This is a genomic window from Lactococcus sp. S64 (assembly GCF_016516525.1).
GTDB lineage: Bacteria > Bacillota > Bacilli > Lactobacillales > Streptococcaceae > Lactococcus > Lactococcus lactis.
In genome coordinates this window covers 42,607-67,857 of the sequence record NZ_JACVUQ010000007.1, presented here as the reverse complement: position 1 = coordinate 67,857, position 25,251 = coordinate 42,607, and the positions used below count along the sequence as shown (strand labels likewise).

Annotated in this window: 25 protein-coding genes and 1 other annotated feature; of the genes, 17 read left to right on the top strand and 8 right to left on the bottom strand. The window is 36.4% G+C overall.

Annotated features, from left to right (window positions below; all coding sequences use genetic code 11):
* Nucleotides 1-40 precede the first annotated feature (40 nt).
* A complete protein-coding gene (locus IAE51_RS08705; RefSeq protein ID WP_021722893.1) occupies nucleotides 41-1,822 on the bottom strand; it encodes a heavy metal translocating P-type ATPase in 1,782 nt (593 codons plus the stop codon).
* A 363-nt stretch (nucleotides 1,823-2,185) separates the two neighbouring features.
* Between IAE51_RS08705 and rpmF the strand changes: the two genes are divergently transcribed.
* The gene (gene rpmF / locus IAE51_RS08700) at nucleotides 2,186-2,359 is read left to right on the top strand and encodes a 50S ribosomal protein L32 (RefSeq protein ID WP_010905107.1); all 174 of its coding nucleotides are present in this window, start codon (nucleotides 2,186-2,188) and stop codon (nucleotides 2,357-2,359) included.
* Nucleotides 2,360-2,388: 29 nt separating this feature from the next.
* Nucleotides 2,389-2,538, top strand: a complete 150-nt coding sequence (gene rpmG, locus IAE51_RS08695) for a 50S ribosomal protein L33 (RefSeq protein ID WP_003132258.1) — start codon at nucleotides 2,389-2,391, stop codon at nucleotides 2,536-2,538.
* 78 nt (nucleotides 2,539-2,616) lie between these two features.
* Here rpmG and IAE51_RS08690 read toward each other — a convergent pair whose 3' ends face one another.
* The 5 genes from IAE51_RS08690 to IAE51_RS08670 form a co-directional block, all read right to left on the bottom strand.
* Nucleotides 2,617-3,207, bottom strand: coding sequence for a flavin reductase family protein (locus tag IAE51_RS08690; RefSeq protein WP_003132255.1), 591 nt, complete (start codon nucleotides 3,205-3,207; stop codon nucleotides 2,617-2,619).
* 10 nt (nucleotides 3,208-3,217) lie between these two features.
* Nucleotides 3,218-4,387, bottom strand: a complete 1,170-nt coding sequence (locus IAE51_RS08685; RefSeq protein WP_021722890.1) for a ring-cleaving dioxygenase — start codon at nucleotides 4,385-4,387, stop codon at nucleotides 3,218-3,220.
* 50 nt (nucleotides 4,388-4,437) lie between these two features.
* On the bottom strand, nucleotides 4,438-5,058 hold the full coding sequence (locus IAE51_RS08680) for an alpha/beta hydrolase (protein ID WP_200095194.1): 621 nt from the start codon (nucleotides 5,056-5,058) through the stop codon (nucleotides 4,438-4,440).
* Between the two features lie 30 nt (nucleotides 5,059-5,088).
* Nucleotides 5,089-5,286: a DUF4649 domain-containing protein gene (locus IAE51_RS08675; RefSeq protein ID WP_012896939.1), complete on the bottom strand. Its 198-nt coding sequence runs from the start codon at nucleotides 5,284-5,286 to the stop codon at nucleotides 5,089-5,091.
* A 127-nt stretch (nucleotides 5,287-5,413) separates the two neighbouring features.
* Nucleotides 5,414-5,881 (bottom strand): universal stress protein, encoded by a 468-nt coding sequence (locus tag IAE51_RS08670; protein ID WP_010905090.1) that lies wholly within the window; start codon nucleotides 5,879-5,881, stop codon nucleotides 5,414-5,416.
* A 400-nt stretch (nucleotides 5,882-6,281) separates the two neighbouring features.
* Between IAE51_RS08670 and IAE51_RS08665 the strand changes: the two genes are divergently transcribed.
* From IAE51_RS08665 to plsX, 8 genes are all read left to right on the top strand, one after another.
* Nucleotides 6,282-7,115 carry an SDR family NAD(P)-dependent oxidoreductase gene (locus tag IAE51_RS08665; RefSeq protein WP_058202937.1) on the top strand — a complete coding sequence of 278 codons (834 nt, stop codon included), beginning with the start codon at nucleotides 6,282-6,284 and terminating at the stop codon, nucleotides 7,113-7,115.
* Nucleotides 7,116-7,340: 225 nt separating this feature from the next.
* Nucleotides 7,341-8,621, top strand: coding sequence for an O-acetylhomoserine aminocarboxypropyltransferase/cysteine synthase family protein (locus IAE51_RS08660; RefSeq protein ID WP_033900272.1), 1,281 nt, complete (start codon nucleotides 7,341-7,343; stop codon nucleotides 8,619-8,621).
* A 273-nt stretch (nucleotides 8,622-8,894) separates the two neighbouring features.
* On the top strand, nucleotides 8,895-9,728 hold the full coding sequence (locus IAE51_RS08655; protein ID WP_033899627.1) for an Rgg/GadR/MutR family transcriptional regulator: 834 nt from the start codon (nucleotides 8,895-8,897) through the stop codon (nucleotides 9,726-9,728).
* A gap of 188 nt (nucleotides 9,729-9,916) precedes the next feature.
* A complete protein-coding gene (locus IAE51_RS08650) occupies nucleotides 9,917-10,384 on the top strand; it encodes a hypothetical protein (protein ID WP_012896935.1) in 468 nt (155 codons plus the stop codon).
* A gap of 21 nt (nucleotides 10,385-10,405) precedes the next feature.
* Nucleotides 10,406-10,609, top strand: a complete 204-nt coding sequence (locus tag IAE51_RS08645) for a hypothetical protein (protein WP_012896934.1) — start codon at nucleotides 10,406-10,408, stop codon at nucleotides 10,607-10,609.
* Between the two features lie 312 nt (nucleotides 10,610-10,921).
* Nucleotides 10,922-12,559, top strand: a complete 1,638-nt coding sequence (locus IAE51_RS08640; protein ID WP_033900563.1) for an ABC-F family ATP-binding cassette domain-containing protein — start codon at nucleotides 10,922-10,924, stop codon at nucleotides 12,557-12,559.
* A 125-nt stretch (nucleotides 12,560-12,684) separates the two neighbouring features.
* Nucleotides 12,685-13,497, top strand: a complete 813-nt coding sequence (locus IAE51_RS08635; protein WP_180259430.1) for a Cof-type HAD-IIB family hydrolase — start codon at nucleotides 12,685-12,687, stop codon at nucleotides 13,495-13,497.
* 102 nt (nucleotides 13,498-13,599) lie between these two features.
* Entirely contained in the window at nucleotides 13,600-14,595 is a 996-nt protein-coding gene (plsX, locus tag IAE51_RS08630) for a phosphate acyltransferase PlsX (RefSeq protein WP_058212291.1), read from the top strand.
* A gap of 467 nt (nucleotides 14,596-15,062) precedes the next feature.
* Here plsX and IAE51_RS08625 read toward each other — a convergent pair whose 3' ends face one another.
* Nucleotides 15,063-16,376 carry an APC family permease gene (locus IAE51_RS08625; RefSeq protein WP_023163567.1) on the bottom strand — a complete coding sequence of 438 codons (1,314 nt, stop codon included), beginning with the start codon at nucleotides 16,374-16,376 and terminating at the stop codon, nucleotides 15,063-15,065.
* A gap of 160 nt (nucleotides 16,377-16,536) precedes the next feature.
* Nucleotides 16,537-16,974: an OsmC family protein gene (locus IAE51_RS08620; protein ID WP_003132235.1), complete on the bottom strand. Its 438-nt coding sequence runs from the start codon at nucleotides 16,972-16,974 to the stop codon at nucleotides 16,537-16,539.
* A gap of 161 nt (nucleotides 16,975-17,135) precedes the next feature.
* Nucleotides 17,136-17,370 (top strand) — a binding site (T-box leader).
* Between the two features lie 104 nt (nucleotides 17,371-17,474).
* Between IAE51_RS08620 and trpS the strand changes: the two genes are divergently transcribed.
* From trpS to IAE51_RS08585, 7 genes are all read left to right on the top strand, one after another.
* Nucleotides 17,475-18,500: a tryptophan--tRNA ligase gene (trpS, locus tag IAE51_RS08615; protein ID WP_033900570.1), complete on the top strand. Its 1,026-nt coding sequence runs from the start codon at nucleotides 17,475-17,477 to the stop codon at nucleotides 18,498-18,500.
* 116 nt (nucleotides 18,501-18,616) lie between these two features.
* Nucleotides 18,617-19,267, top strand: coding sequence for an HD domain-containing protein (locus tag IAE51_RS08610; protein WP_200095192.1), 651 nt, complete (start codon nucleotides 18,617-18,619; stop codon nucleotides 19,265-19,267).
* An 80-nt stretch (nucleotides 19,268-19,347) separates the two neighbouring features.
* Complete coding sequence (locus tag IAE51_RS08605) at nucleotides 19,348-20,193, top strand: glycerophosphodiester phosphodiesterase (protein ID WP_012896926.1); 846 nt, start codon at nucleotides 19,348-19,350, stop codon at nucleotides 20,191-20,193.
* A gap of 198 nt (nucleotides 20,194-20,391) precedes the next feature.
* Entirely contained in the window at nucleotides 20,392-21,393 is a 1,002-nt protein-coding gene (locus tag IAE51_RS08600; protein WP_200095190.1) for a lipoate--protein ligase, read from the top strand.
* A gap of 88 nt (nucleotides 21,394-21,481) precedes the next feature.
* Nucleotides 21,482-22,606, top strand: coding sequence for a thiamine pyrophosphate-dependent dehydrogenase E1 component subunit alpha (locus IAE51_RS08595; protein WP_010905077.1), 1,125 nt, complete (start codon nucleotides 21,482-21,484; stop codon nucleotides 22,604-22,606).
* Between the two features lie 2 nt (nucleotides 22,607-22,608).
* A complete protein-coding gene (locus IAE51_RS08590) occupies nucleotides 22,609-23,589 on the top strand; it encodes an alpha-ketoacid dehydrogenase subunit beta (RefSeq protein ID WP_010905076.1) in 981 nt (326 codons plus the stop codon).
* The gene (locus IAE51_RS08585) at nucleotides 23,582-25,180 is read left to right on the top strand and encodes a 2-oxo acid dehydrogenase subunit E2 (RefSeq protein ID WP_012896925.1); all 1,599 of its coding nucleotides are present in this window, start codon (nucleotides 23,582-23,584) and stop codon (nucleotides 25,178-25,180) included. The genes IAE51_RS08590 and IAE51_RS08585 overlap by 8 nt, the downstream gene beginning before the upstream one ends.
* Nucleotides 25,181-25,251 lie beyond the last annotated feature (71 nt).

The following is a 25,251-nucleotide window of genomic DNA, read 5'->3' as shown; positions in this document are numbered from 1 at the left end:
GACAGAGGACTTTTAAGCATTCCGTCAGTAAATTTTTTCTTTATCCTCTTAAAGCTCGAAGCGCATAGAGAATTGAAACAACATCAATGATCTCTTGGAACAAAGCTCCAATCACAGCTGGAATCACTCCCAGAGCTGCAATAAACATCAAAATAATACAAATGATAATCCCAATCATGACCGCTTGTTTAGCAATTTTTAACGTATCACGACTGATTTCAATAGATGTCGTCACTTTCCTAAGGTCATTTTGCAATAGAACAATGTCAGCCGCTTCACTTGCAACTGTACCTGAGCCCACACCAATCGAAATTCCAACATCTGCTGTGGCTAGAGCTGGAGCATCATTAACTCCATCTCCAACCATAATTACTGGTCTATTCGTCGCATTTTTAATAAATTTTAATTTTTCATCTGGCATCAAACCTGCATAAACATTGTCAATTCCAACAGTGCTCGCAATTTTATCAGCAACAAGTTGATTGTCACCCGTCAACATCGTAATCTTTTCAAGACCAATTTTTCTCATCTGAGCAATTGTTTCTTTAGCTTCTGGTCTTAAAGTATCAGAGAATGTGACCGCCCCAACATATTTACCTGCTTTACTCACATAAAATGCTGTTTCATAGTTGAGATTATCAGGTGCAAAAGCAAAAGAACTTCGCCCAATTTTAATTTCTTGACCTTCGATTTCTCCAATCACACCAAGTCCAGCAACCTCAGTTAAAGAGGTCAATTTTAATGGTTGAACCTTTTTATTTTCAGCATATTCAACAACAGCTTTTGCCAAAATATGACCACTTGATTTTTCAACCGTGTAAACCAACTGTAAAAGTTCTACTTCATCTACCGTTTCTATTGGTTTTAGACTGTCAACCTTAATTGTCCCCTCAGTAATTGTACCTGTTTTATCTAAAAATATTTCCCGAGCTTTTGCTAATTTTTCGATGACTGTTCCATTTTTGATTAATGCTCCATTTTGACTAGAGCGACTCATTCCCGAAACAAACGCGATAGGGGCTGCCAGAATCAATGGACAAGGGCTTGCAACCACTAGGACTTCCGCAATCCGCACTGGGTCACCAGAAATAAAGTAAGCAACTGCTGCAATAAGATAGGCAATAATTGTAAAAGGAACAGCATAACGATCAGCCAGACGTACAAACTGAGCTGGAGTTTTCTCCGTTTCTTTAACCAGTTCTACAATCTTTTGAAACTGTGATTCTGCCGCTATCACCGTAGTTTCAATCTGGATACTAGAATTCCCATTGATAGCTCCCGAAAGAACAGGATCACCTTTTACTAATTCATTCGGCTTGGTTTCACCCGTCAATGACGCTGTATCAAGTACCACTGCCTCAGAAATAAGTTTCCCGTCAATTGGAATAATTTCCATCGGTCTAATCAATAAATGACTCCCGACTTCCACATGGTCTATCGGTAAATCGACCACCTTATCTCCTTTTTGCACATGAGCAATATCAGGCGACTTATCTAATAAAGCAGCTAAAGCTCGGTGAGCTCGACCATTTGCATAGTCTTCTAAACTCTCACCTCCAACAAGCATGAGAATAATAATCAAAGAGGCCCAATATTCACCCACTAGTAAAGTAGCAATAATGGCCGTGATGGCCAATAAGTCAACACCATAAGAGCCAGACCGTAAAGTTTTAATCATTTCAATCAGCATTGAGAAGGCCAAGACTCCCCCAGCAATTGTAACAATTAAGCGTGCCAAAAAAGGCTGATTAAAGCCAAAGTAAGCAATCAATGCCACGCCTGCAATGACAAAAACAAGAATCAGTTTTTTCCAGTTCTTCATTCATTTCTCCTTAAAAATTTAATTATCCTAGAACATTGCCCTGCTTTGTGAGGAGTTTTTACGACCTGATTGTCTTCTCCTTACGCCGCTTTGATTCTTTCGAAGCTGAGCTTAAATTTTTAAGTTATCCGTTAAGTTACTTCTATTTTATCAAATTTGCGCTAAAGGCCCTATCATTTTAGTTGTCAAAGATATTTGTCAGTACTTTTGCTTACTCAAATTTTACTGACAGAAAGGTTTGCAAAAATTTGTCAAGTAATTTTACTTTACAAAACTTGCATTTCTGAAAATTTATGCTATACTAATAAAGTACGTTTTTGCACTCTGCAAGAACGAGATAAAATTCTACGGAGGAAAAAAACAATGGCAGTACCTGCACGTCACACTTCATCAGCAAAGAAAAACCGTCGTCGTACACATTACAAATTGACAGCTCCAACTGTTACTTTTGACGAAACTACTGGTGACTACCGTCACTCACATCGCGTTTCACTTAAAGGCTACTACAAAGGCCGCAAAGTTCGCGACACTAAATAATTCGACAAAAGTTATAGAAAGGGACTATCATGCGCGTAAATATTACACTTGAACACAAAGAATCTGGTGAACGTCTGTACCTTACTCAAAAGAACAAACGCAACACTCCAGACAAATTGGAACTTAAAAAATACTCTAAAAAATTGCGTAAACACGTAATCTTTAAAGAAGTTAAATAATAAAAATGACCTTCGGGTTATTTTTTTATTTTTAAAGCAAATAAAAACTTACTGACCAATCATCAGTAAGTTTTTTATTTATCTAGGTCGTAAAAGGCTGAATCGATTTCCTAAGGTACTGTAATCATCACCCGCTAAACGCCCAACTGGTTTGAGTTTATTTAGATTGACATGAAAGTTTTCCTCATCCAATAGTTCCTCTGCAAAAGAGAAATTGACAACTTCAAGAAGAACTAAATGCCCACTCTCTCCTAAAGGTAAATGATGATACAATTTAGTTTCTAAACGAACATTTGACTCCTTTAAACTTGGAACCTGAACTTTCTGAGAAGGGACAAGTTCAAGTGAAAATTCTTCCGCTTCACTAATATGCTCCGCTAATGGTGCTGCCGTTTGATTCATAAGCTCCACATTATCCTCATTCACAAGGTGAACCACTGCTTCTTTCGTCGTCAATAAATTATTCAAACTATCTTTATTTCCCGTAAACGAAATGGATAAAAGTGGTGGATTTGACGAAGCAACATTGAAAAAACTAAAGGGTGCCACATTAACTAGACCTTCGAGATTTTGACTGGTCACCCAAGCAATTGGGCGTGGAACAATACTGCCTGACAGAAGTTTATAGACTGTTTTTTCGTCGAGCTCATTTGCTTGATATGATTTCATCAGTTCTCCTTTATTGCACTGTTTCAGCCGGAGTTCCAGCTTTGTGTTCCAATACTTTTTCAACAGTCCATAGTTCATCTTTTGTGCGGTCACGATGAGCATCTGAAGTGTCCAATGGACGTAAACTTGCGGCTGTTCTCGCTTTAGTAGCTTCATCTCCGGGGAATAAATGAGGAGGTAAGCTCAAAGATAAACCTGATTCTTCCTTAGTTTGGTCAATCCAGAAACCAGAAGTAATTAGAGCTTCTTCATAAGAATCAACGGCTCCTAGACCTGATTTTGCCATGTCCAATGCCCCAATCCCTGGTGTGTAAGTCGCAATTTCAAAGAGAACTCCTGGTGCTACTCTGACATATTCACTTGAGAAATAGAAACGGTCAACCAAACCAGAATGTGGCAAACGGAAAGCCTTAATGCGTTCAATCCAATAGTTTAAAGTTTCAGGATTTGTTGTTCCCAGAGCTAAATGATGAATCGTACCATAACCTTGATAAGCGTAAGCTTCTTTTTCACCAGCTTCTTGAAGAATTAAAGCTGCTCCATTTCCACCATTCGCCACTTCAAAAAGATGTAAATCAGCTTCTTGCCCAGCGTAACGGAAGCCAAAAACTGTTTCCAAAATGGTCCGAAGATTTTCGGCATTTTCAACTTTTACAAAAACAGGACCAAGTCCAGTAATTCCATGTTCTTGCGGAACATTAGAAAGTTGCCAAGAACGTCCTTTTGAATCATCCCCACTATTATTTTGGTCAGAAATCAATTGGTACAATTGACCATCAAAATCTTCAAACTCTATGGTTTTTTGACCAAATTTACTAGAAATTTCGCCATGTTTAACATGGGCATTGTCAAAACGACGAGTCCAATAATCTAAGGACGCATCTGTCGGTACACGAAATGAAGCACGTTCAATATTATTAACTCCATGATTTCCTTTAGGAATATCTTTGAAATCAAAGAAAGTCATATCAGCTCCATGCCCATCTTCTTCTGTGAAAAAGAGGTGATAAGTTTCATAGTCATCTTGATTGACTGTTAATTTTGCTAAACGCAGACCCAAGATATTTGTGAAAAAATCATAGATTTTTTGAGCACTTGAGGTGATTGCTGTTACGTGGTGAACACCACCAAGAGTAAGATTTTCAGGTATTTTTGTTTCAATTTTTGTTAATTCAGCCATTTGTTTTCTCCTATTTAGTTACTTTGCACTGAAATTTTTTCAATACAAAATTATTTTGTTTCTGTAAGCCATTTTTTAGCGGCTAAAACTTCCTCTTGCGTCAATTGATGACCAAGTGAACTTTCATATATTTCAAGCTGACAGCCTGAATCTTCCAAATCACCTTTTAAATCACCAAAGTTTTTCTGACGAACAATCATATCATTTGACGCATAGCTTAGAAAGACATGCTTATCATCAAGTTGAACGGTCTGTTCAAAGTCTTCCAATTGCATCCCATGAAAGGCAATAATTTTATCAAAATTTATTTTTCCTCTAAGAAACATATTCAAAGCTACATTTGCACCATTTGAATAACCGATAGCTATCATTTTATGGACGTCAAGGTCATGTTTTTCAGCCAACAAACTGACCTCATCCGTCAACCAGTCTGTTTCTTCATCTAAAGATTCAAGATCAAAATTTTCTTTAGTAAAACCACCTAAGCCTCGGAGTTTAAAATAACGATTGACTCCTTGCTCATTAATACGTCCACGAATTGACAAAATAGGATGTGAAGGGGCAATCATTTCAGCAATTTCTACTAATTGATGCTCATCTCCACCCGTGCTATGTAATAACAAAAGAGGTGCCAAATCTTTACGACCTGCCTTAAAAACATAATCTGTCATCTTTCCTCCTCCATTCACGATTTCAGATTCTTATTTACTAAGTTTGAAATACAAATCAGCAACATTTCCACTAAATTCTTCAACTTGTCCAGAAATTACAACTTCAAGAACTTTCGCTGAATCATCAATTGCCGGAATTTCACGATTTTGTAGTGTTACGAATTCATCTACACTAGCAAATTCTTTAGTCATTGTACGTCCATCAAGGGTTTTAAAAGTAACTTTCATTGTTCAATCCAACTTTCTCATTTCTATGTTTACAATTGTAAACGAAAAGAATTTCATTGTCAAGGAATTTATTTTTAAAATACAAAAAAACCAGCAAATGCTTGCCGATTCTTGAAATCTATCTAATTTATTTGATGATTGTTACACTACAAGGTGCATGTTTAACCACGTAAACTGCTGTAGAGCCAAGCAACATTCGGTCAAGAGCGCCTTTTCCTGAAGAGCCCATCACAATCATATCAATTTCATGTTCTTTAGCGAAATCGACAATTTCATTTTTTGCCGAACCATCAACTCGAATTTCTTCAAACTTCACTTCATTATTGATAATTGCCAAAGCTTTGTCTAAAACTTCTTTAGCTTCATTATCTGCACTTTCTTCAAGTACAGGAACTGCTGGAACTACTGGAATAGCTGGTGCAGGAACCACAGGAACTGGGTTACCAGCTGCATAAATACTGTTTTTATCCGTCGCATGTAAAACGAATAATTGTGAGTTGTCTCTTTTAGCAAGGACAATAGCTTCTTTTAACGCTTCTTCTGCCTGCTCAGATCCATCAATTGCGACTAGGATTTTTTTATAATTTTTACTCATTGTAACCGTCCTCCTCACTACAATTTTACGTTATTTCAGAGAGCAAGTCCAATTAAACGCTGTACAATTTATTCTATAAACCATTTATAAAAAATCACTTTCTTACTAAGAATGCTTCAAACTAGCATTATCACTCAATCATCAGGTCCTTATAGTTAGAATTGATTTATAGAAAAGGGATTCTAAAAATACAAAAACATTTTCTTTTTCATTTAAGTTTCATTTCAGCATTATAACGTATAATAGTTTCCATACTCCTAAATAAACTTTTTTCATAAATACTCCTAAAACTTCCGTTTACTCCGCGGAAGTTTTTTTAGCCTTTGATTTACTAAAGTGGTATAATTACTTTTAAAATCATGAAAACAAGATACAGACAAATTGAAAGGACTCTAAAGAGATGACACAAAAAATTGTTGCAATCACAGGTGCTTCAAATGGAATGGGATTTGAGGCAGCAGAACTTTTTGCCAAACGGGGTTGGAAAGTATACGCCGGTGCACGCCGCGTTGAAAAAATTCCACAATATGAAAACAACATCAAAGCACTAAAACTGGATGTTACTAGCTCTGAATCAAACCAAGCTTTTGTGAAAAAAATTTTAGATGAGGCAGGTCATATTGACGTCCTCATCAATAATGCAGGTTATGGCGAATACGGACCAGCCGAAGAAATCCCAATGGATAAAATTCGCAATCAGTTTGAAACCAACTTCTTTGGTGCGGTTGAATTAACTCAACTTGTCTTACCAACAATGAGAGCTCAAAATTATGGACGAATTGTTAATATTTCATCAATTGGTGGAGATGTCTATATGCCACTTGGTGCTTATTATCACGCTACAAAAGCCGCCCTTCAACAATGGTCTGACGTTTTGGACCTCGAAGTTTCCCAATTTGGTATCCGTTCAGTTTGTGTTCAACCTGGTGGAACTCAGTCAAGCTGGGGAAATATTGCCCTAGAAAATTCTAAAAAGAATATGAGTTCAAACTCTGCTTACCAACCTTTGGTAAATTCTGTTGCTTCAGGACTTGACCGTTTTATGAAAAATAGTGCTAAAGCTTCTGATTTAGCTGAAGTTTTTTATAAAGCTGCGACAGAGATTAAACCGAGCCTTCGCTACCTCCACTCTTTCGGTGATAAATTCATGGTAAATGTTGCTCGTAAACATCCAAAAATCTTTCGTAAAGCTCTTCTTATTACAATGCGTTACTTTGAAAAGCACAATCAATAAAAATACAACCTTGAGTTGTATTTTTTTATTTCTACTTTTAAAAGTTCTATCAGCTCCATTAAAAAATCATATCGCTAGAATTTTCTGAATTTCTTATAATTATAATAAGTTTTATAGCTAAAGGAGAAAGCTATGGTTCAAGAATTGCTGACGAATAATCAACGAATGTGATTAACGACTATTTTTTATACTAACTAAAATTTTCGAAAATAGGAGAAAAAAACTATGACTAATCACAATTATAAATTCGACACTTTGCAAGTCCATGCAGGACAAGTCCCTGATCCTGTCACAGGTTCACGCGCCGTTCCGCTCTATCAAACAACTTCTTTCGTTTTTAACAATTCAGACCATGCCGAAGCTCGTTTTGCTTTACAAGATCCTGGAGCTATTTATTCACGTTTAGGAAATCCAACCAACGATGTTTTTGAAGCACGCATCGCAGCTCTTGAAGGTGGAAGTGCAGCCCTTGGTGTTGGTTCTGGCTCAGCCGCTATTACCTATGCCATCTTGAATATCGCTACAGTCGGTGATAATATTGTTTCCGCAAGTACCCTTTATGGTGGAACCTATCACCTTTTTTCTGGGACTTTACCAAAATATGGAATTACAACTAAATTTGTCAATCCAGATGACCCGAAGAATTTTGAAGAGGCGATTGATGAAAAAACCAAAGCTATTTATTATGAAACTTTGGGCAATCCGGGAAATAATGTGATTGATTATGATGCCATTGGTCAAATTGCTAAAAAACATGGAATTCCCGTTATTGTTGATGCAACGTTTACTACACCTGTGGCCTTTAAACCATTTGAACATGGTGCTAATGTAATTGTTCATTCAGCAACGAAATTCATTGGCGGTCACGGTACTTCTATTGGTGGAGTCATCGTTGATGGCGGAAACTTTGATTGGGCAAATGGTAAATTTCCTGATTTTACACAAGCTGATGAAAGCTACAATGGGATTAAATTTGCCGAATTGGGTGAAATTGCTTTTGTGACTCGGATTAGAGCTATTTTATTACGTGATACGGGTGCGGCTTTATCGCCTTTTCATTCTTGGCTTTTCTTACAGGGGCTAGAAACACTCTCACTCCGGGTAGAACGTCACATCTCCAATACTAAAAAGATTGTAGAATTTTTAGACAATCATCCTAAGGTGGAACTTGTTAACCATCCTCTGCTTGAAAGTAATTCCTATCATGCGCTCTATCAGAAATATTATCCAAAAGACGCTGGATCTATCTTTACCTTTGAACTCAAAGACAAAGATGAGAAAAAAGCGCGTGATTTGATTGATCATCTTGAAATTTTCTCACTTCTAGCCAACGTTGGAGATACCAAATCATTGGCCATTCATCCTGCTTCGACCACTCACCAGCAGCTGAATGCCGAAGAACTTGCTAGTGCAGGGATTTCCAAAGGAACCATTCGTTTATCGGTTGGTATTGAAGATGTAACTGACTTGATTGCTGATTTAGAGCAAGCATTAGAAAAAATATAAAAAAATGAGCGGTAACCAGCCGCTCATTCTTTTGTTTAGGAGTAAACTTTATGAAAAATTTTATTGGAATAAGTATATTATAATCAACTTGACTTAAGTTTTACTAAAACTAGGCTAAAATAAAACTTGAATTCCTACTAATGTATTAAACATACAAAAAATTTTATCATTATATCTTCTAGCCTTGAATCAAAACTTAACAGTTTTTTTGATGACAAAAATTACAAAAAACTGTATAATCATGTTAAATATTTTACTTATCAAGGAGAAGCAATGCCATATACAGGTTATGGAAAAAACTTTAGGTTAATCCGCAAACAAAAAGGATTGCCTTTATCCTATTTTCAAAGAGTGGGTATCGACAAAATTGGATTGAGTCGTTTTGAACGTGGATTAAGCATGATGGGATTTGAAAAAGTTGATGTGATGTTGCAAGAAATGAATGTCAGTTTAGCAGAATATGAACTTGTAATTAATCATTTCGTTCCTGACTTTCAAGAAGAGTTTCTATTTGAAGTTGAGGAGGCAGATTTTGCTCAAGACGAAAAAAAATTAAAGTCACTCTATAAAGAGGCCAAAGAATCAGGCTTTTCTTATTTAGCTTTATCTGTAAAATCACGATTTGAGAAACTTACATTGTCGGAGATAAATTTTGTCGTTAAACTTTTAACAGAAGTAACTTCATGGGGCTATTTCGAGCTTTCTATCGCTTATTTTGTATTAGATAATTTGGATACTCTCACAATCCAGTCGTTAATGAGTAATTTTGAACAAAAGAATCAAAATTATTTTGGGATTTATAAATATCGTCGACGAATTTTCCAAATTTTTTATCGAGCTTTAGTCATTCTATCTTCACGTGGTGAAAAAAAGCTGAGTCAACAGATTTTGAAGATGATAGAAAAACCAAACCGAGCAGGAATTGACCTTTATCTTGAAGTCTTGCACAAAATGGCTATTGGATTTTATAATTATTCCTTTGTTGATGAAAATGAAGGTTTAGCAGAGATTAGAAATGGGCTCGCTATTTTTGACTTATTGGGTCAAGAGAAATTAAAAGATTTCTATGGTAAGCGAAACAAGCATTTTTTGAATAAAAACCTGTAATATTTCCGTAGTGATAACACTACGGCTTTTTTGTTGTTAGACTTGACTTTTGGATTATAATAAAAGTATGAAAAAACAAAAGCGAGAACTTTACGATCTCAAGTTACCCCCTCTCTCTGTCTAGTGAAATTTTCTCCCAATTTCATTGGACTTTGCTAAATCTTTAGCTAGAAATCGGAGAAAACGTTATGAAGACGAAAAAGAAACTAATCAAAATTCTAGGAGTTCTTTTTATGCTTGGTGGAACGTTCCTAGCTTCTAATCACATTAAAGCATTAGGAATGGATGCGCCTATTACAACAATTACCACTAAAATTTCATCTGTTAGAGTATACAATCGCTTTGTAGGTATTTCATCTCTTACCCCCTACTGGGCGAATGCTAACAGCTATACAATTTCTAGTGGCAGAACTTTATCAGCTTCAGGAAGTTCAAGCTATCAGGGAACCGGATTCACTTTATCTGCCTCAATTACAAAGAGCGTATCTGTTACTATTAGTGCCAACAAGTCCAAATTAAGTAAATTAGGAATTTGGGTAGATACTACACTAACACGTTACAAGGTGGTACAATACATGTATGGCAGTCCAGTAAGAACTGCGTATAAAGTTACATCAGCTCCTTTTAACTATTATGTCAGAGTTTACTATAAATGAATGATTGAGAGGAATAAAAACATGAATAAAAATTATTTTATAGGAGCCTTAATTTTTTTAGCCCTAACCTTATTAATTTGGGGAATAGGAATTCCCGCCACGCTTATCTTTAATCAGTTGGGATATTCTTCAAATGTTTTCATAACATTTATCGAATTTAATGGAATTGGTTTTGTGGCTTTAGCTATTTCAATTATTTTATTCATTAAAAATAGCGATAAATAAAAAATGAGCGGTAACCAGCCGCTCATTCTTTTGTTTAGGAGTAAACTTTATGAAAAATTTTATTGGAATAAGTATATTATAGTCAACTTGACTTAAGTAATGCTAAAATTACGCTAAATTGAAACTAAACTTCGTCTTTTTGTAAGAACATGAATGAAAAACTTGTCAAGATTTATAAAAAAGTGGGCTTTATAAAGTCCAAGATTTATGATAAAATAAGGGCAGAATGCTTATTTTTGAGCACAAAAGTAGTCAAACTACTTTATCGAAAAATATTTGAGATTTATTCTCATCAATAAAAAAGGAAAATACATGCTTACAGTATCTGATATTTCATTACAATTCTCTGACCGCAAGCTTTTTGACGAAGTAAACATCAAGTTTACACCGGGAAACTGTTACGGTTTAATCGGTGCCAATGGTGCTGGTAAATCAACTTTCTTGAAAATCTTGGACGGTGAAATTCAACCAACAACAGGTCACATCTCAATGGGGCCAAACGAACGCATGTCTGTTCTTCGTCAAAATCATTACGATTACGAAGACCAAACACCACTTGATGTCGTGATGATGGGGAATGAAAAACTTTTCGCCATTAATCAAGAAAAAAATGCCATTTACATGAATCCTGAGGCGACAGATGATGACTTTATGAAAGCTGCCGAACTTGAGGCAGAATTTGGCGAAATGGGTGGTTATGAAGCCGAAGCTGACGCTGCTCGTCTTTTGCAAAACCTTGGCATTAAAGCTGAACAACATACAGATTTGATGGCCAATTTAACTTCTGGCGAACACGTTAAAGTCCTTCTTGCTAAAGCACTTTTTGGTAAACCTGATGTTCTTCTTCTTGACGAACCAACCAATGGACTTGATATTCAAGCAATTGCTTGGCTTGAAGAATTTTTGATTAATTTTGAAAATACCGTTATCGTTGTTTCCCATGACCGTCACTTCTTGAACAATGTTTGTACTTACATGGCTGACCTTGACTATGGTAAAATCAAACTTTACCCAGGGAACTATGATTTCTGGAAAGAGTCTTCTGAACTTGCTCTTCGCTTGCAAGGTGACCAAAACCGTAAAGCTGAAGAAAAAATTGCCGAGTTGAAAGAGTTTATCGCTCGTTTCTCTGCTAATGCGTCTAAATCAAAACAAGCGACATCACGTAAGAAAATGCTTGATAAAATTGAAGTTGAAGAATTTGTTCCTTCATCACGTAAATATCCATTTGTTGGTTTTGAACAAGAACGCGAAATCGGTAATGATTTACTTCGTGTCGAAAATCTTTCAGTTGCGATTGAAGGAGAAGTGATTATCGAAAACATTTCATTCATCTTAAATCCTGGTGATAAGACCGTATTTATTGGTCAAAACGATATTCAACAAACAACGTTACTTCGTGCTTTAATGGATGATGTGGAAGATAATTGGACCGTAACTGGCGATATTAAATGGGGAGTTACATCTTCTCGTTCATATCTTCCAAAAGATAATACCAAAGATTTTGATACAAGTGACTCTATTCTTGACTGGTTGCGTCAATTTGTATTGACAAAAGAGGAAGACGATAATACTTACCTTCGCGGTTTCCTTGGACGTATGCTTTTCAAAGGTGAAGAATCTTTAAAAGCTGTCAATGTCCTCTCAGGGGGAGAAAAAGTTCGTGTCATGCTTTCTAAAATGATGCTTCAACGAGCTAATGTGCTTGTTCTTGATGACCCAACTAATCACTTGGATTTGGAATCTATTTCTGCACTTAATGATGGTTTGAAATCATTTAAAGGCTCAATCCTCTTTGCTTCACATGACCATGAATTCATTAATACTATTGCCAATCACATTGTTGTTCTTGGTAAATCTGGTGTCATTGACCGTATTGGTGAAACTTATGATGATTTCTTAGATAATGCAGAAGTACAAGAAAAAGTAAAAGCACTCTGGGCCGATTAAATTTATTATTATTTAGTTCGTTTACACTGTTGTGTAAACCAAGTTTACAGTTCTGTCAGTAAAATTTACTGACAGAATTCATTTTCATCCACTGTTAGCGCTAACAGTGGACTGGGGGAGAAGTCATGAATCAAAATTTAAAACTTTTTGCGACAGATATGGACGGAACTTTTCTGCGCAATGACCATTCGTATAATCACAAAAAACTCGCTGAAGTAATTAAAAAAATTCAAGATAGAAATCTTCTTTTTGCTGCTTCTTCTGGACGTTCTTTACTTGGTTTGATTGAAGTTTTTTCAGAATATAAAGATCAAATGGCTTTTGTTGCTGAGAATGGTGGAGTTGTTGCTTATAAAGGAGAAATTCTCTTTGCAAAAGATTTGACTGTTGCTCAAACTCAAGAATTAATTGATGACTTGCAAGAGATGCCGTTTAGTCCCAAAAATGATTATTTAATTTCTGGTCTTAAAGGTGCTTATTATCCTGAAGGTATTTCTAAAGAATACCTTGCTCATGCAAAACTTTATTATCCTAACTGTCAACTTTACCATCGCTTAGATGAAATTGATGACAAATTGCTCAAGGTTACAACCAACTTCCCCGAAGACCACGTGCGTGTCTGTGAACAATGGATTACAGACAGACTCTCTTTCGTAAGGGCAACAACAACTGGTTTTACTAGTATTGACATCGTGCCAAATGGTATTTCTAAAGCTTCTGGTTTGGCACATTTGTTAGCACATTTTAACTGGCTCCCTGAAAATTTAGCTGTTTTTGGTGACCAAATGAATGATTTGGAAATGTTTGAATACGCTGGTTCTTCTTTTGCTGTCAGTAACGCAGCGCCTGAAATTCTTGAACTAGCTGATAAAGTCATTCTTTCTAATGACGAAGATGCTGTACTGGTTGAGATTGAAAATATTTTAAATGAAGAATAATTTTATTCAATAGATTTCCTATTGTGAAAAAAAGTGACTATCTGGTCACTTTTTTTGTTATAATTTTAATGAGAGATTATTTGATTTGGAGAAAATAAAAATATGAAAATTGCAATTGATGCAATGGGAGGAGATTTTGCTCCCGAAAATATTGTCAAAGGTGTAAACTTGGCAAAGAAAGAACTTTCTGATGTTACCTTCCAACTCTACGGAGATGGGGCAAAAATTCGTCAATTTTTAGACGATGAAACAAATGTTGAGATTGTTGAAACAACTGAAATCATTGATTTTCATGATGATCCAGTTGCTGCCATTAAATCAAAAAAAGACAGCTCACTTGTCCGAGCTGTGACTGCTGTGAAAAAAGGAGAGGCTGATGCAGTCTTGTCTGCCGGCTCAACTGGTGCACTTTTAACCGCCGGCTTACTTTTGGTTAAGAGAATTAAGCAAGTGTCACGTCCAGCCTTGATGTCAACCTTACCGACAGCTGATGGTCGCGGTTTTGATATGCTTGATTTGGGAGCAAATACTGAAAATACGGCCCACCACTTAGTTGATTTTGCCATTTTGGGTTCATATTACGCTGAAAATGTTCGCGGCATCAATAAACCACGTGTTGCTTTGATTTCTAATGGTGCCGAAGAATCTAAAGGTTCGCCAACTGTCAAAGAAGCGCATGAAATTTTGTCAGCTATGTCTGAAATCAACTTCATCGGAAATATTGAATCTCGTGATTTACTTTCAGGTGGGGCTGATGTTGTAGTAACCGATGGTTTCACGGGAAACGCCATTTTAAAAGCGATTGAAGGAACAGCAACTGTTCTCATGAAAGAAATAAAATCAGCCATCATGGCTGGTAGTGTCACCACTAAAATCGGTGGGGCTCTAATTAAAAAACCTTTGTCTGGACTTAAAGATTTGATGAGTACAGATGGAGCTGGTGGAGCTGCTTTTGTTGGTCTTAAAGCACCTGTTGTTAAAGCTCACGGAAATTCAAGTGAATTGGCGATTGCCTCTGCCTTGAAACAAATTCATAAAATGTTGGAATCAGATGTTTCTGGTAAATTAGTCGAACATTTTGAAAAAATGGACAAATAAAAAACTCGGGAAACCGAGTTTTTTTACTGACAGAATTGAGCAGTCAGTATTTTTTTATCTACCATTTATACTTCGTACCGAAACAGTTAAAGATAATCATATCAACAACTAAAATTAGTATCATAAAATTATAAGGAGACTCTTTTTTCAAAAAAATAGAATAAATAAACAAAATTACAAAGAGTGGAATAAAAATCCAAGCCCAAAAAACTTTTTTCTGATAAAACTTTTCGGGTAATGGTTTTCTCGATTCATTTTTGTCCTTAATGAAAAAAACTAAAACTAGTCCAATTATTAAAGCAGTAAAACTAGCATTTGTATTGAATGACTGGGGATGAATTGCAAAATTAGACCAATTATTAAAAAAATACTGCTCAACAACCAAAATGTATATTCTTTTTTTGTCATATTTTTCTCCTTATTTTACTGACAGCTTTCTTCAGTAAAATAAAATTTCTAAAAATTACTTACAAACGTTTAACAGTATTGACATCTGCTCCTTTTGACTTTTCTTGGTGTTCTTTGAGCCATTTTTCACGTTCATCATCATCTAATTTAACGACAAAATAAATCATAACAAGTAATATCAAGATTCCTAAACCTAAAATTAGGACGGATAAAGTAAAGCTTGTCAGTAAAACCAATGAAAAGAGAACCGAACCAATTCCAATCAAAAGGAATTTTTTCTTAATGTTAGCAAGTCCAGTTGATAAATATTGAACAAAACTCATAAAGACAGTCAGGCCACTCAGAAAAACATAATTTCCACTCAAAAAGAGAGCTATTCCACAAACTGTCGTCAAAATAATTGCCCAAGTGGGGGTTCCAAAGCGATTATTTTTAGAAACAAACATAGGCACATCTTCATGAGCCTGAGCCAAACTGGCTAAAATTGTTGGTGTATTAAAAGTGGTCGCAACAATAACACCAAAAATTGAAAAACATATTCCGACAACAAAGAGCGGAATTCCAATGCTACCCACGATTTTACTAAAAGCTGTTGCCGCAGGCACAAGTGTTTTAGTCAGCTCTGGCCCCAATGCCCCAATGGTAATGGTTTGAATAATCAGATAAACAGCCAAACAGGTTAACATGACAAGGGACATCATTTTTGGTAAATTTTTTGCTGGATTTTTCATTTTTTCAGCATTCACCGGTAGAAATGAAAAGCCAGTGAAGAAAAAGAACACAGTGCCGTAAGCTGACAGAAATCCTTTAAAGCCACCTAAATTTGCTGACGAAGCTGTCAGTAAATTTGGACTTGAAAAATTAAGACCACGTACCAACCATAGACAAGTAAAAATAAAAACAAGAACTAAGACAATTTTCACAAAAGAAGTCAGATTGTCTAAACCAGCAATAATTGAACTCCCAAAATAGGAGATAATTCCTAAGGCCAAAATAATAATGATGCCAATTAACCGACTATTAAGATTTGGAAGAATCATTTTCATTGCTGTCAGTAAAGCCGAAACCTCTGTAGCTAGTGTCACTGTACCTAGCAACCATGTCACCATTCCCACAATAAAGCCTGGAAAACGCCCAAAAGTTTCTTTAGCATAAACAAAAGCTCCACCATTTTTTGAATAAATCTTACTCATGTTGGCATAAGCAAAAGCAATCACAAAAATTGATAAACCAGCACATAAAATAGCAAGTAAACTCCAAATTCCTGCATCTTCATAAATTTTGCCAGAAAGTAAGAAAATTCCTGAACCAATAATGGAATTCACACCCAACAGAAAAATGGCTGCCGGTGATAATAATTTATTTTCTTTCATTGAAACCTCACTTATTTTAATTAAGTTAAGACTTTGTTAAATTTATTGTTAGTTAAATTATATCAGAAAGGCCTCATTTTTAGTCATTATTTCACCAGTTTATGCAAAAAACTAAGCTATTCATTGATAACTTAGTTTTTCATTTATTCTATAAAATAGACTAGCCTAAAGTTGCTTCAAGTTCAATATCGACTCCTGACAGAGCCTTAGATACTGGACAGCTTTCCTTTACTACTTTGGCAATTTCTTGAAAATCAGCTTCAGAAAGTTCTGGTACCACTGAACGATTAGTCAATTTAATTTTTGTAATCGCTGGACCATCTGCTGTTGCTTCAAAAGTAACATCTGCCGTTGTGTCAATAGAAGTTGCTACTAAGCCTTTTTGTCCTAAAACCATTGAGAATGCCATACTAAAACAGGCTGCATGAGCAGCTCCCAAAAGTTCTTCTGGTGTGGTAATATGAGCTTGACTTTCTGAACGTGCTTTGAAATTATAGGGAGTTTCTGTAAAAATTTGAGAACTTTCAGCAGAAATTGTGCCAAAACCATTTTCTAAAGTGTCCTCCCAATGTGCTGATGCAGTAGAGATATTTTTCATTTTTTCCTCCTTAATAAAACTGTGCAATTGCCTTATGAATTGAATACTTAAGTTGTATTTGTAATTCTCTCTTGTAATTTGAGTATATCTTTTTGCAATTGTGAATTCAAGCAAATTGATTTTCTACTTTTTAAAGTTTGACAGTTCATTACAAAAAGTGTAAAATTTAAAACAACAAGAAAGTAACTTTGATTTTGAAATCTTTAGGAAGTTGGTGGTTGTGCAAACCAACGTTTTCAGCAAAGTGAATGGGCTTGTGATTAACTAATAAATTTGATTTAAAAAAATAAAGAATCACGGCCGCTTCCGTTACAGAGCAACTTGTTTTTTGACAAGTTCTAAGAAAATCATTTGATTTTAAATTTACGGTGGCACCGCGCTCATAGCGCCCGTAGGACTTTTTATAGTTCTATGGGTGCTTTTTTTATTTTTTATTTAGTGTAAACCAGTTTACACTCTTCAATAATCAATCTAATCCAAACACACATAAGGAGAACAAAATGACAAAACCAACTATTTTAACTGGAGACCGTCCAACAGGAAAACTTCACATCGGCCACTATGTAGGCTCTTTGCAAAATCGTGTCAAAATGCAAAATGAAGATAAATACAATATGTTTGTCTTTTTAGCTGACCAACAAGCTTTAACTGACCATGCAAAAGAACCTGAACTCATTCGTCAATCTGTCGGTGATGTTGCCCTTGACTACTTAGCAGCAGGACTTGACCCTGAAAAATCAACCATTTTCATTCAAAGTCAAATTCCTGAACTGGCTGAACTTTCAATGTATTATATGAATTTAGTTTCACTTGCCCGCCTTGAACGCAATCCTACTGTAAAAACAGAGATTGCACAAAAAGCTTTTGGTGAATCAATCCCTGCCGGCTTTTTAGTGTATCCAGTTTCTCAAGCTGCTGATATTACTGCTTTTAAAGCCACTCATGTTCCAGTCGGAAATGATCAAAAACCAATGATTGAACAAACACGAGAAATTGTTCGCTCATTTAATAATGCTTATCACACAGATGTTTTAGTTGAACCAGAAGGAATTTACCCTGAAAATGAAGCTGCTGGTCGTTTACCTGGACTTGACGGAAATGCCAAAATGTCGAAATCTCTTGGAAACGGAATTTTCCTTGCTGATGACATGGACACACTCAAGAAAAAAGTGATGTCAATGTATACTGACCCCGACCATATCAAAGTTGAAGATCCTGGTAAAATTGAAGGAAACATGGTTTTCCATTATCTTGACGTTTTTGGTAAAGCTGAAGATGCAGAGCAAATTGCTGAAATGAAAGCCCAATATCAAGCGGGTGGTCTTGGTGATGTGAAAACAAAACGTTTCCTTCTTGATGTTCTTGACCGCGAACTTTCACCAATCCGTGAACGCCGTATTGAGTTTGCACAAAATATGGACTACGTTTACGATATGCTTAAAGCAGGCTCACTTAAGGCCCAAGCTGTAGCCAGTCAAACTCTTGATGAAGTTAAGTCTGCAATGGGAATCAACTATTTCAAATAATTTATTTTCAAATTTTACTTCCTTAGCCTTACTAATCTTGAGGATTTACCAATTTACACTATTTGGTTTTAGTTGACACTGGTGTAAACTCAAGTCATTTATTTTGGAGATTTAACTTGATTGATTTAAAGAAAATTAAAAGATTTGCTCAAGAAATTCATGATAAAAATAATGATGGACATGGCTTTGACCATATTGAACGGGTCGTTGCTCTTGCTCAAAAAATTTTACTGACAGAGCCGTCAGCAAATCAAGAACTTGTTCTAGCAACTTGTTATTTACATGATACTTATGATGAAAAATTAACAGATGATGTTCCTAAACAAAAAGCTAAAGTTGCGCAATTTTTAAATGAGCTTAAAATTGATAAAAAGCTCATTGATGAACTTTTTATGATTATTGACAACATGAGTTTTTCAAGTAATTTAATTGAGAGAAAAACACTCTCTTTGAATGGACAAATTGCGCAAGATGCTGACCGCCTTGATGCAATGGGAGCTTGGGGAATTGTAAGGACACTTGAATATGGTTGGGCAAAAAATCGAGTCTTTTATGACCCAAATCTGCCACCTTTAGATTACAATTCTAAAGAAGACTATCATAGTCAAAAAAATAACTCCACACTCAATCATTTTTATGAAAAATTATTTTTGTTAAAAGATTTATTAAATACAACCGAAGGAAAAAGACTAGGCGAAAAGCGTGATAAAATAATGCACCTTTTTGTCAGCCAAATCGAAGAAGAATACAAGGAAACTCATTTTTAATTTTTACTGACAGACCCTATCAGTGCTTATTTTATGGCCTTGTCAGTAAAAATCATTCCCAAATCGAAAGGAAGTGACTAATGTCTGGCTTCACAAAAATAGTTTTTAAACTTCATAATTTTCTTGACAGAAAAAAAATAAAAAACAATTTGAAATTCAAGCCAAGCCTCACTTCTAAAACATTGGTTTTTGCTCATCGTGGTTCTAAATCCAACTGTCCAGAAAATACATTGGCCGCTTTTCATGAAGCTGTTCGTGTCCATGCTGACGGAATTGAGCTTGATGTCCACTTATCACTCGATAATGAATTAATTGTTATTCACGATGAGAAAATTGACCGGACAACAAATGGTAAAGGTCTTGTCAAAAATATGAATGCTATAGATTTAAAGAAATTTGATGCTGGTTCTTGGTTCAATCCAAAATTTACTGACGAAAAAATTCCAACTTTGTCAGAGGTTTTAAAATTACTGACAGACCTATCATTTACTGGTTATTTAAATATCGAAATTAAAACTGATAAATTTGACTATCCCGGAATTGAAAAAAAGCTCTCAGACTTAATGACAGAAACTAAATGGCCTTTTAGCTATATTTATAGTTCGTTTAATTTCGATTCATTAAAAAAAATACACACTTTTGATTCAAAGGCTGAAGTTAATTATCTGACGAAAAATCTTTTGACCCTAAAAAGTCATTATAAAGGCAGCTCAACAGATTTTATTTCAGGAATTCATCCCCGAAGAACCTACGCCTTCAAGCACCCACTTCTTCTCAAAAGTTCAAAAAGACCCCTTCGTCTTTGGACAGTTAATCAAGAAACAGAAATACGACAAGCTTTTCAACAACATGTAGCTGGAATCATCACCGATTTTCCGGAACGTGCCCTCGAAATTCGTCAAGAAATCCAAGACCAGTCAAAATAGACTGGTCTTTTTTCATCTGTCACAAATGATATCTATTTCACAATATTTTGAGGTGAAAATCACATAGTACAGTAATTGTAAGCGTAAAGCATTTCTCTTTACATTTTGTTTCACAAAGGGTATAATTAAATCGTGCGTGTTATTTTGTCAAACTTGTTTGACAAAATAAGCACAAGGATTTGGAAGGGATGCATAAACATGCAATTTATTAACTATCTAGGTCAAGACGCTTACACAAATATCGCGATGGACAGCTGGCTACTTTATCACCTAAAACCAACTGAGCCTGTTTTTGCTTTATGGCAAAATAAACGTGCAGTTATTGTGGGGCGCAACCAAAACACTTTTGCTGAAGTGAATCAAGACTACATTGACAGTCATGATGTTCAAGTTGTTCGTCGAGTATCTGGCGGTGGTGCAGTTTATCATGATGAAGGAAACATCTGTTTCACATTTTTTGTTCCTGTCGAAAATTCTGGCTCTGTCAACTTTAAAAAATTTGTTCAACCGATGTATGAAGCACTCCATGCTGTTGGAATCAAAGCTGAAATCACTGGACGCAATGACCTTGAAGTTGAGGGTAAAAAGATTTCGGGAAATGCCCAACGCTATGCTGGAGGTTATTTGATGCATCACGGAACCCTCCTTTGGGACACTGATGTTGAAGCAATGATTCGTTCTCTCAATGTTTCTGATGAAAAATTTGTCAGTAAAGCGGCTAAATCAGTTCGCGCTCGTGTGGGAAATATCAAAGATTTTGCCCCTGAGGACTTAACCTTAGATAGTTTTATTGACGCATTAAAATACTATCTCACAGACGAAGGAAAAGATGATGAATTAGTTTTAACTGATGACCAACTTAGCTCAATCAAAAAAATACGAGATGAGCAATTTGCAACTTGGGATTGGAATTATGGCGAATCACCAAAATTCTCCTTCCAAAATCACGCTAAATTTACTGGCGGAGCCATTGATATTCAAGTCAATGTTGAAAATGGTAAAATCACTGAAATTAATTTCCAAGGAGATTTCTTAGGCGTTCGAGATTGGCGAGATATCAAAGAGCAATTTATTGGTCTTGAATTTGAACCTTCAGCAATTCTTGAAGTCCTTGAAACAAATAAAGAAGGACAATATTTTGGAACAATTCAAAATACTGAACTTTCTGAAATGTTCAAAGCTGACTATCGAACAGATTAAGTTATTTCACAAGCATAACCTTAGGAAATTTCTCCAAAAAATGATAAATTTCTAATTATAGACACATAAAATAGAAAGGGAATCTATTATGTCAAATTCAGAACAAATCTTAGATTTCAAAGCGCAGCTAGAACTGCAAGACACTACATTTCCAATGCTTCAAATTCTTAACGAAGAAGGAAAAATTGTTGACGAAGATGGTCTTAAACGTGCAGGACTTTCTGATGAAAAACTCGTTGAACTCTTTAAAAGTATGCTTTTTGCACGTCAAGTTGACATTCGTTCAATGAAATTAGCTAAACAAGGACGTATGGGATTCTTTGGACCTCACGCTGGTCAAGAAGCTTCTCAAATGGCCTCATCATTCGCTTTCACTGACGAAGACTGGCTCTTCCCAGGTTACCGTGACTTGCCACAAATTTACGCAAAAGGTTGGCCAATTTGGAAAGGTCTTCTTTGGTCTCGTGGACATCAACTTGGTAATGAGTACACTACCGATGATGGTAAACCTGTAAACTCATGGTTCCCACAAATTATCATTGGTGCTCAATACGTTGAAGCTGCTGGTGTCGCGCTCGGACTCAAAAAACGTAAAAAAGATGCTGTAGCTTTCGTTTACACTGGTGATGGTGGTTCTTCACAAGGTGATACTTATGAAGGAATTAACTTTGCTGGAGCTTATAAAGCCCCACTTGTTGCCTTTATCCAAAATAACGGCTATGCAATTTCGACACCTCGTAGTCTCCAAAGTGCCGCTCCTCATTTAGCTGCTAAAGGTTGGGCCGCAGGTGCTCCTTCGATCGTAGTTGATGGAATGGACGCGATTGCTATGTATCTTGCTTCTAAAGAAGCTCGTGCTTGGGCAGTAGCTGGAAATGGTCCAGTTGTTATTGAAGCAATTACAAACCGTTTAGAACCACACTCAACAGCTGGTGATGACCCACTTCGCTATCGTACTAAAGAAGACATTGAAGCTTGGTGGAAAAAAGAACCTCTCGTTCGTATGCGTAATTTCCTGACTGAAAAAGGACTTTGGGATACAGAGAAAGAGGAAGCTTATATTGCTGAACTTGATGCAGGTATTGATGCCGACATTAAGAAAGCCAACAATGTTGAAAAACAAAAAATTTCTAGCTTCATTAAAAATACACTTGAAGTGCCAAGCCAAGCAATGGCAGAACAAATTGCAAAATTTGAAAGCGAGGGCAAATAAGAATGGCAGTAAAAACTTATATTGCAGCAATTACAGAAGCGCTTGATTTGGCGCTCGAAAAAGATAAAGATGCACTCATTTTTGGTGAAGACGTTGGACAAAATGGTGGGGTTTTCCGTGCTACTGATGGTCTGCAAGCAAAATATGGAGAAGAACGTGTTTTCAATACTCCACTTGCTGAATCAGGAATTGGTGGAATGGCAATTGGTCTTGCAACACAAGGTTTCCACCCAATTATGGAAATCCAATTCGGAACCTTTATCTTTGAAGTTTTCGACTCAATTGCTGGACAAATGAGCCGGACACGTTACCGTTTTAATAACACACGTTCAAATAATATTGTCGTGCGTACACCTTATGGAATCGGAACTAAAACGCCTGAAATGCACGCGGATTCAATTGAAGGGCTATTTTCACAAATCCCCGGAATTCGTGTTGTAATGCCTTCAAATCCAGCTGATGCTAAAGGATTATTGCTGGCTTCAATTGAAAATAACGACCCTGTTATTTTCCTTGAAAACCTTCACCTTTATCGCTCACTTAAAGGTGAAGTTCCTGAAGGTTACTATACTACACCACTTGATACTGCTGCAGTCGCTAAAGAAGGATCTGATGTTTCAATCATTGCTTATGGTGGAACAGTTCCACTTGCTCTTAAAGCTGCTGAACAACTCGAAAAAGATGGAATTAAAGCTGAAGTCCTTGACCTCAGAACAGTTGCTCCTCTTGATATTGAGTCAATTGGTAAAACAGTTGAAAAAACTGGGCGTGTGGTCGTTGTTCAAGAAGCTCAACGTACAGCCGGTATCGCAGCGAATGTCATGGCCGAAATTTCAGAACGTTTTGTTTTGAACCTTAAAGCGCCAATTGGACGTGTTAGTGGTCCTGACTCAATTTTCCCATTTGCACAAGCAGAAAATGACTGGGCAGTTAAAGCTGAAGATATTGTGAATAAAGTTAAAGAGGTGGTTGACTATGACTGAGATTTTTAAAATGCCTGATATTGGCGAAGGAATGCACGAAGGAGACATTGCCAACTGGTTAGTTAAAGTTGGAGATGTTGTTAAAGAAGATGACCCAATTGCTGAAGTACAAAATGATAAACTTATGCAAGAAATTCTCTCTCCTTATTCTGGTACCGTAACAAAACTTTTCGTTGAAGCTGGAACAACCGTAGAAGTTGATTCTCCTTTGGTTGAGTTTGATGGTGACGGTTCAGGCTCTTCTGCAGCTGCTCCTGCTCCTCAAGAAACAGCTGGTTCTGATACTGCTACAACTGATGCACCTTCTGGAGAAGCTCAAATCTTCACGATGCCTGATATTGGTGAAGGAATGCATGAAGGAGATATCGCCAACTGGTTAGTTAAAGTTGGAGATGAAATTAAAGAAGATGATCCTGTTGCAGAGGTTCAAAATGATAAACTCATGCAAGAAATTCTTTCTCCATATTCTGGAAAAGTCACTAAACTTTTCGTTGAAGCTGGAACGACTGTAGAAGTTGGGGCTCCTTTAATTGAATACAATGGAAATGGGGCTGCTCCAGCAGCTGCTAGTCCTGCTCCAGTCGCAGAAGCACCTAAAGCAGCTAGTCCTGCAAGTCCTGCAAATGCTCCATTGACTAAAACAACTTCTACTGGTCACATTCTTGCGATGCCTTCTGTTCGTCATTATGCACGCAAGGCTGGTATTGATTTAAGTCAAGTTCCTGCAACTGGTCGTCACGGTCACACAACGTTGGCCGATGTTAAAGCTTTTGAATCTGGCAGTGTCGCTCCTATCGCTCAAACAGCACCAGAAGCCGCTCCAGCACCTAAGGCTGATAAACCAGCTGCTCCTGTTGCTGAAAAAGCGCCAAGCGTTAAAGCAGGAGCTGGTGATCGACGTGAAGCAATGAATCCAACTCGTAAAGTTGTTTCTAAAGTTATGACTGCTCAACATACACACATTCCACCAGTAACAAACTTTGACCAAGTTGAAGTTTCTAAACTCGTGAAACATCGTGCTGTCTTTAAAGAAATTGCTGCAAAACAAGATATTAAATTAACCTATCTTGCTTATGTTGCTAAAGCTTTGGCTACTACTGCTCATAAATTCCCAGATATCAATGCTTCTGTTGACTATGAAAAACAAGAAATTGTTTATCACGAACATGTCAACCTTGGAATCGCTGTAAATGCTCCAACTGGTTTGTACGTTCCAGTGATTCATGAAGCTGAAACTAAATCAATTCTTGAGATTGCTAAAGAAATCGCTGAATTAGCTACTGCTACACGAGAAGGAACACTTAAACCTCAACAAATGCAAGGTTCAACAATTACAATTTCAAATATTGGATCTGCTCGTGGTTCTTGGTTTACACCAATCATTAATGGTTCTGATGTCGTAATTTTAGGACTGGGTTCAATCGTTAAAGAACCAATTGTTAATGGTGAAGGCGAAATTGTTGTCGGACAAAACATGAAATTGTCTATGACTTATGATCACCGTTTGATTGATGGAATGTTGGGTCAAACATCACTTAACTACTTGAAATCTCTATTGGCTGACCCTGAGTTCATGCTTATGGAAATCTAATAGGCTGTAATAAATGGTGCTAAAGCATCTATTTATTACAGGCGTGTCTCCTAGAGGATACTCGCTAATTG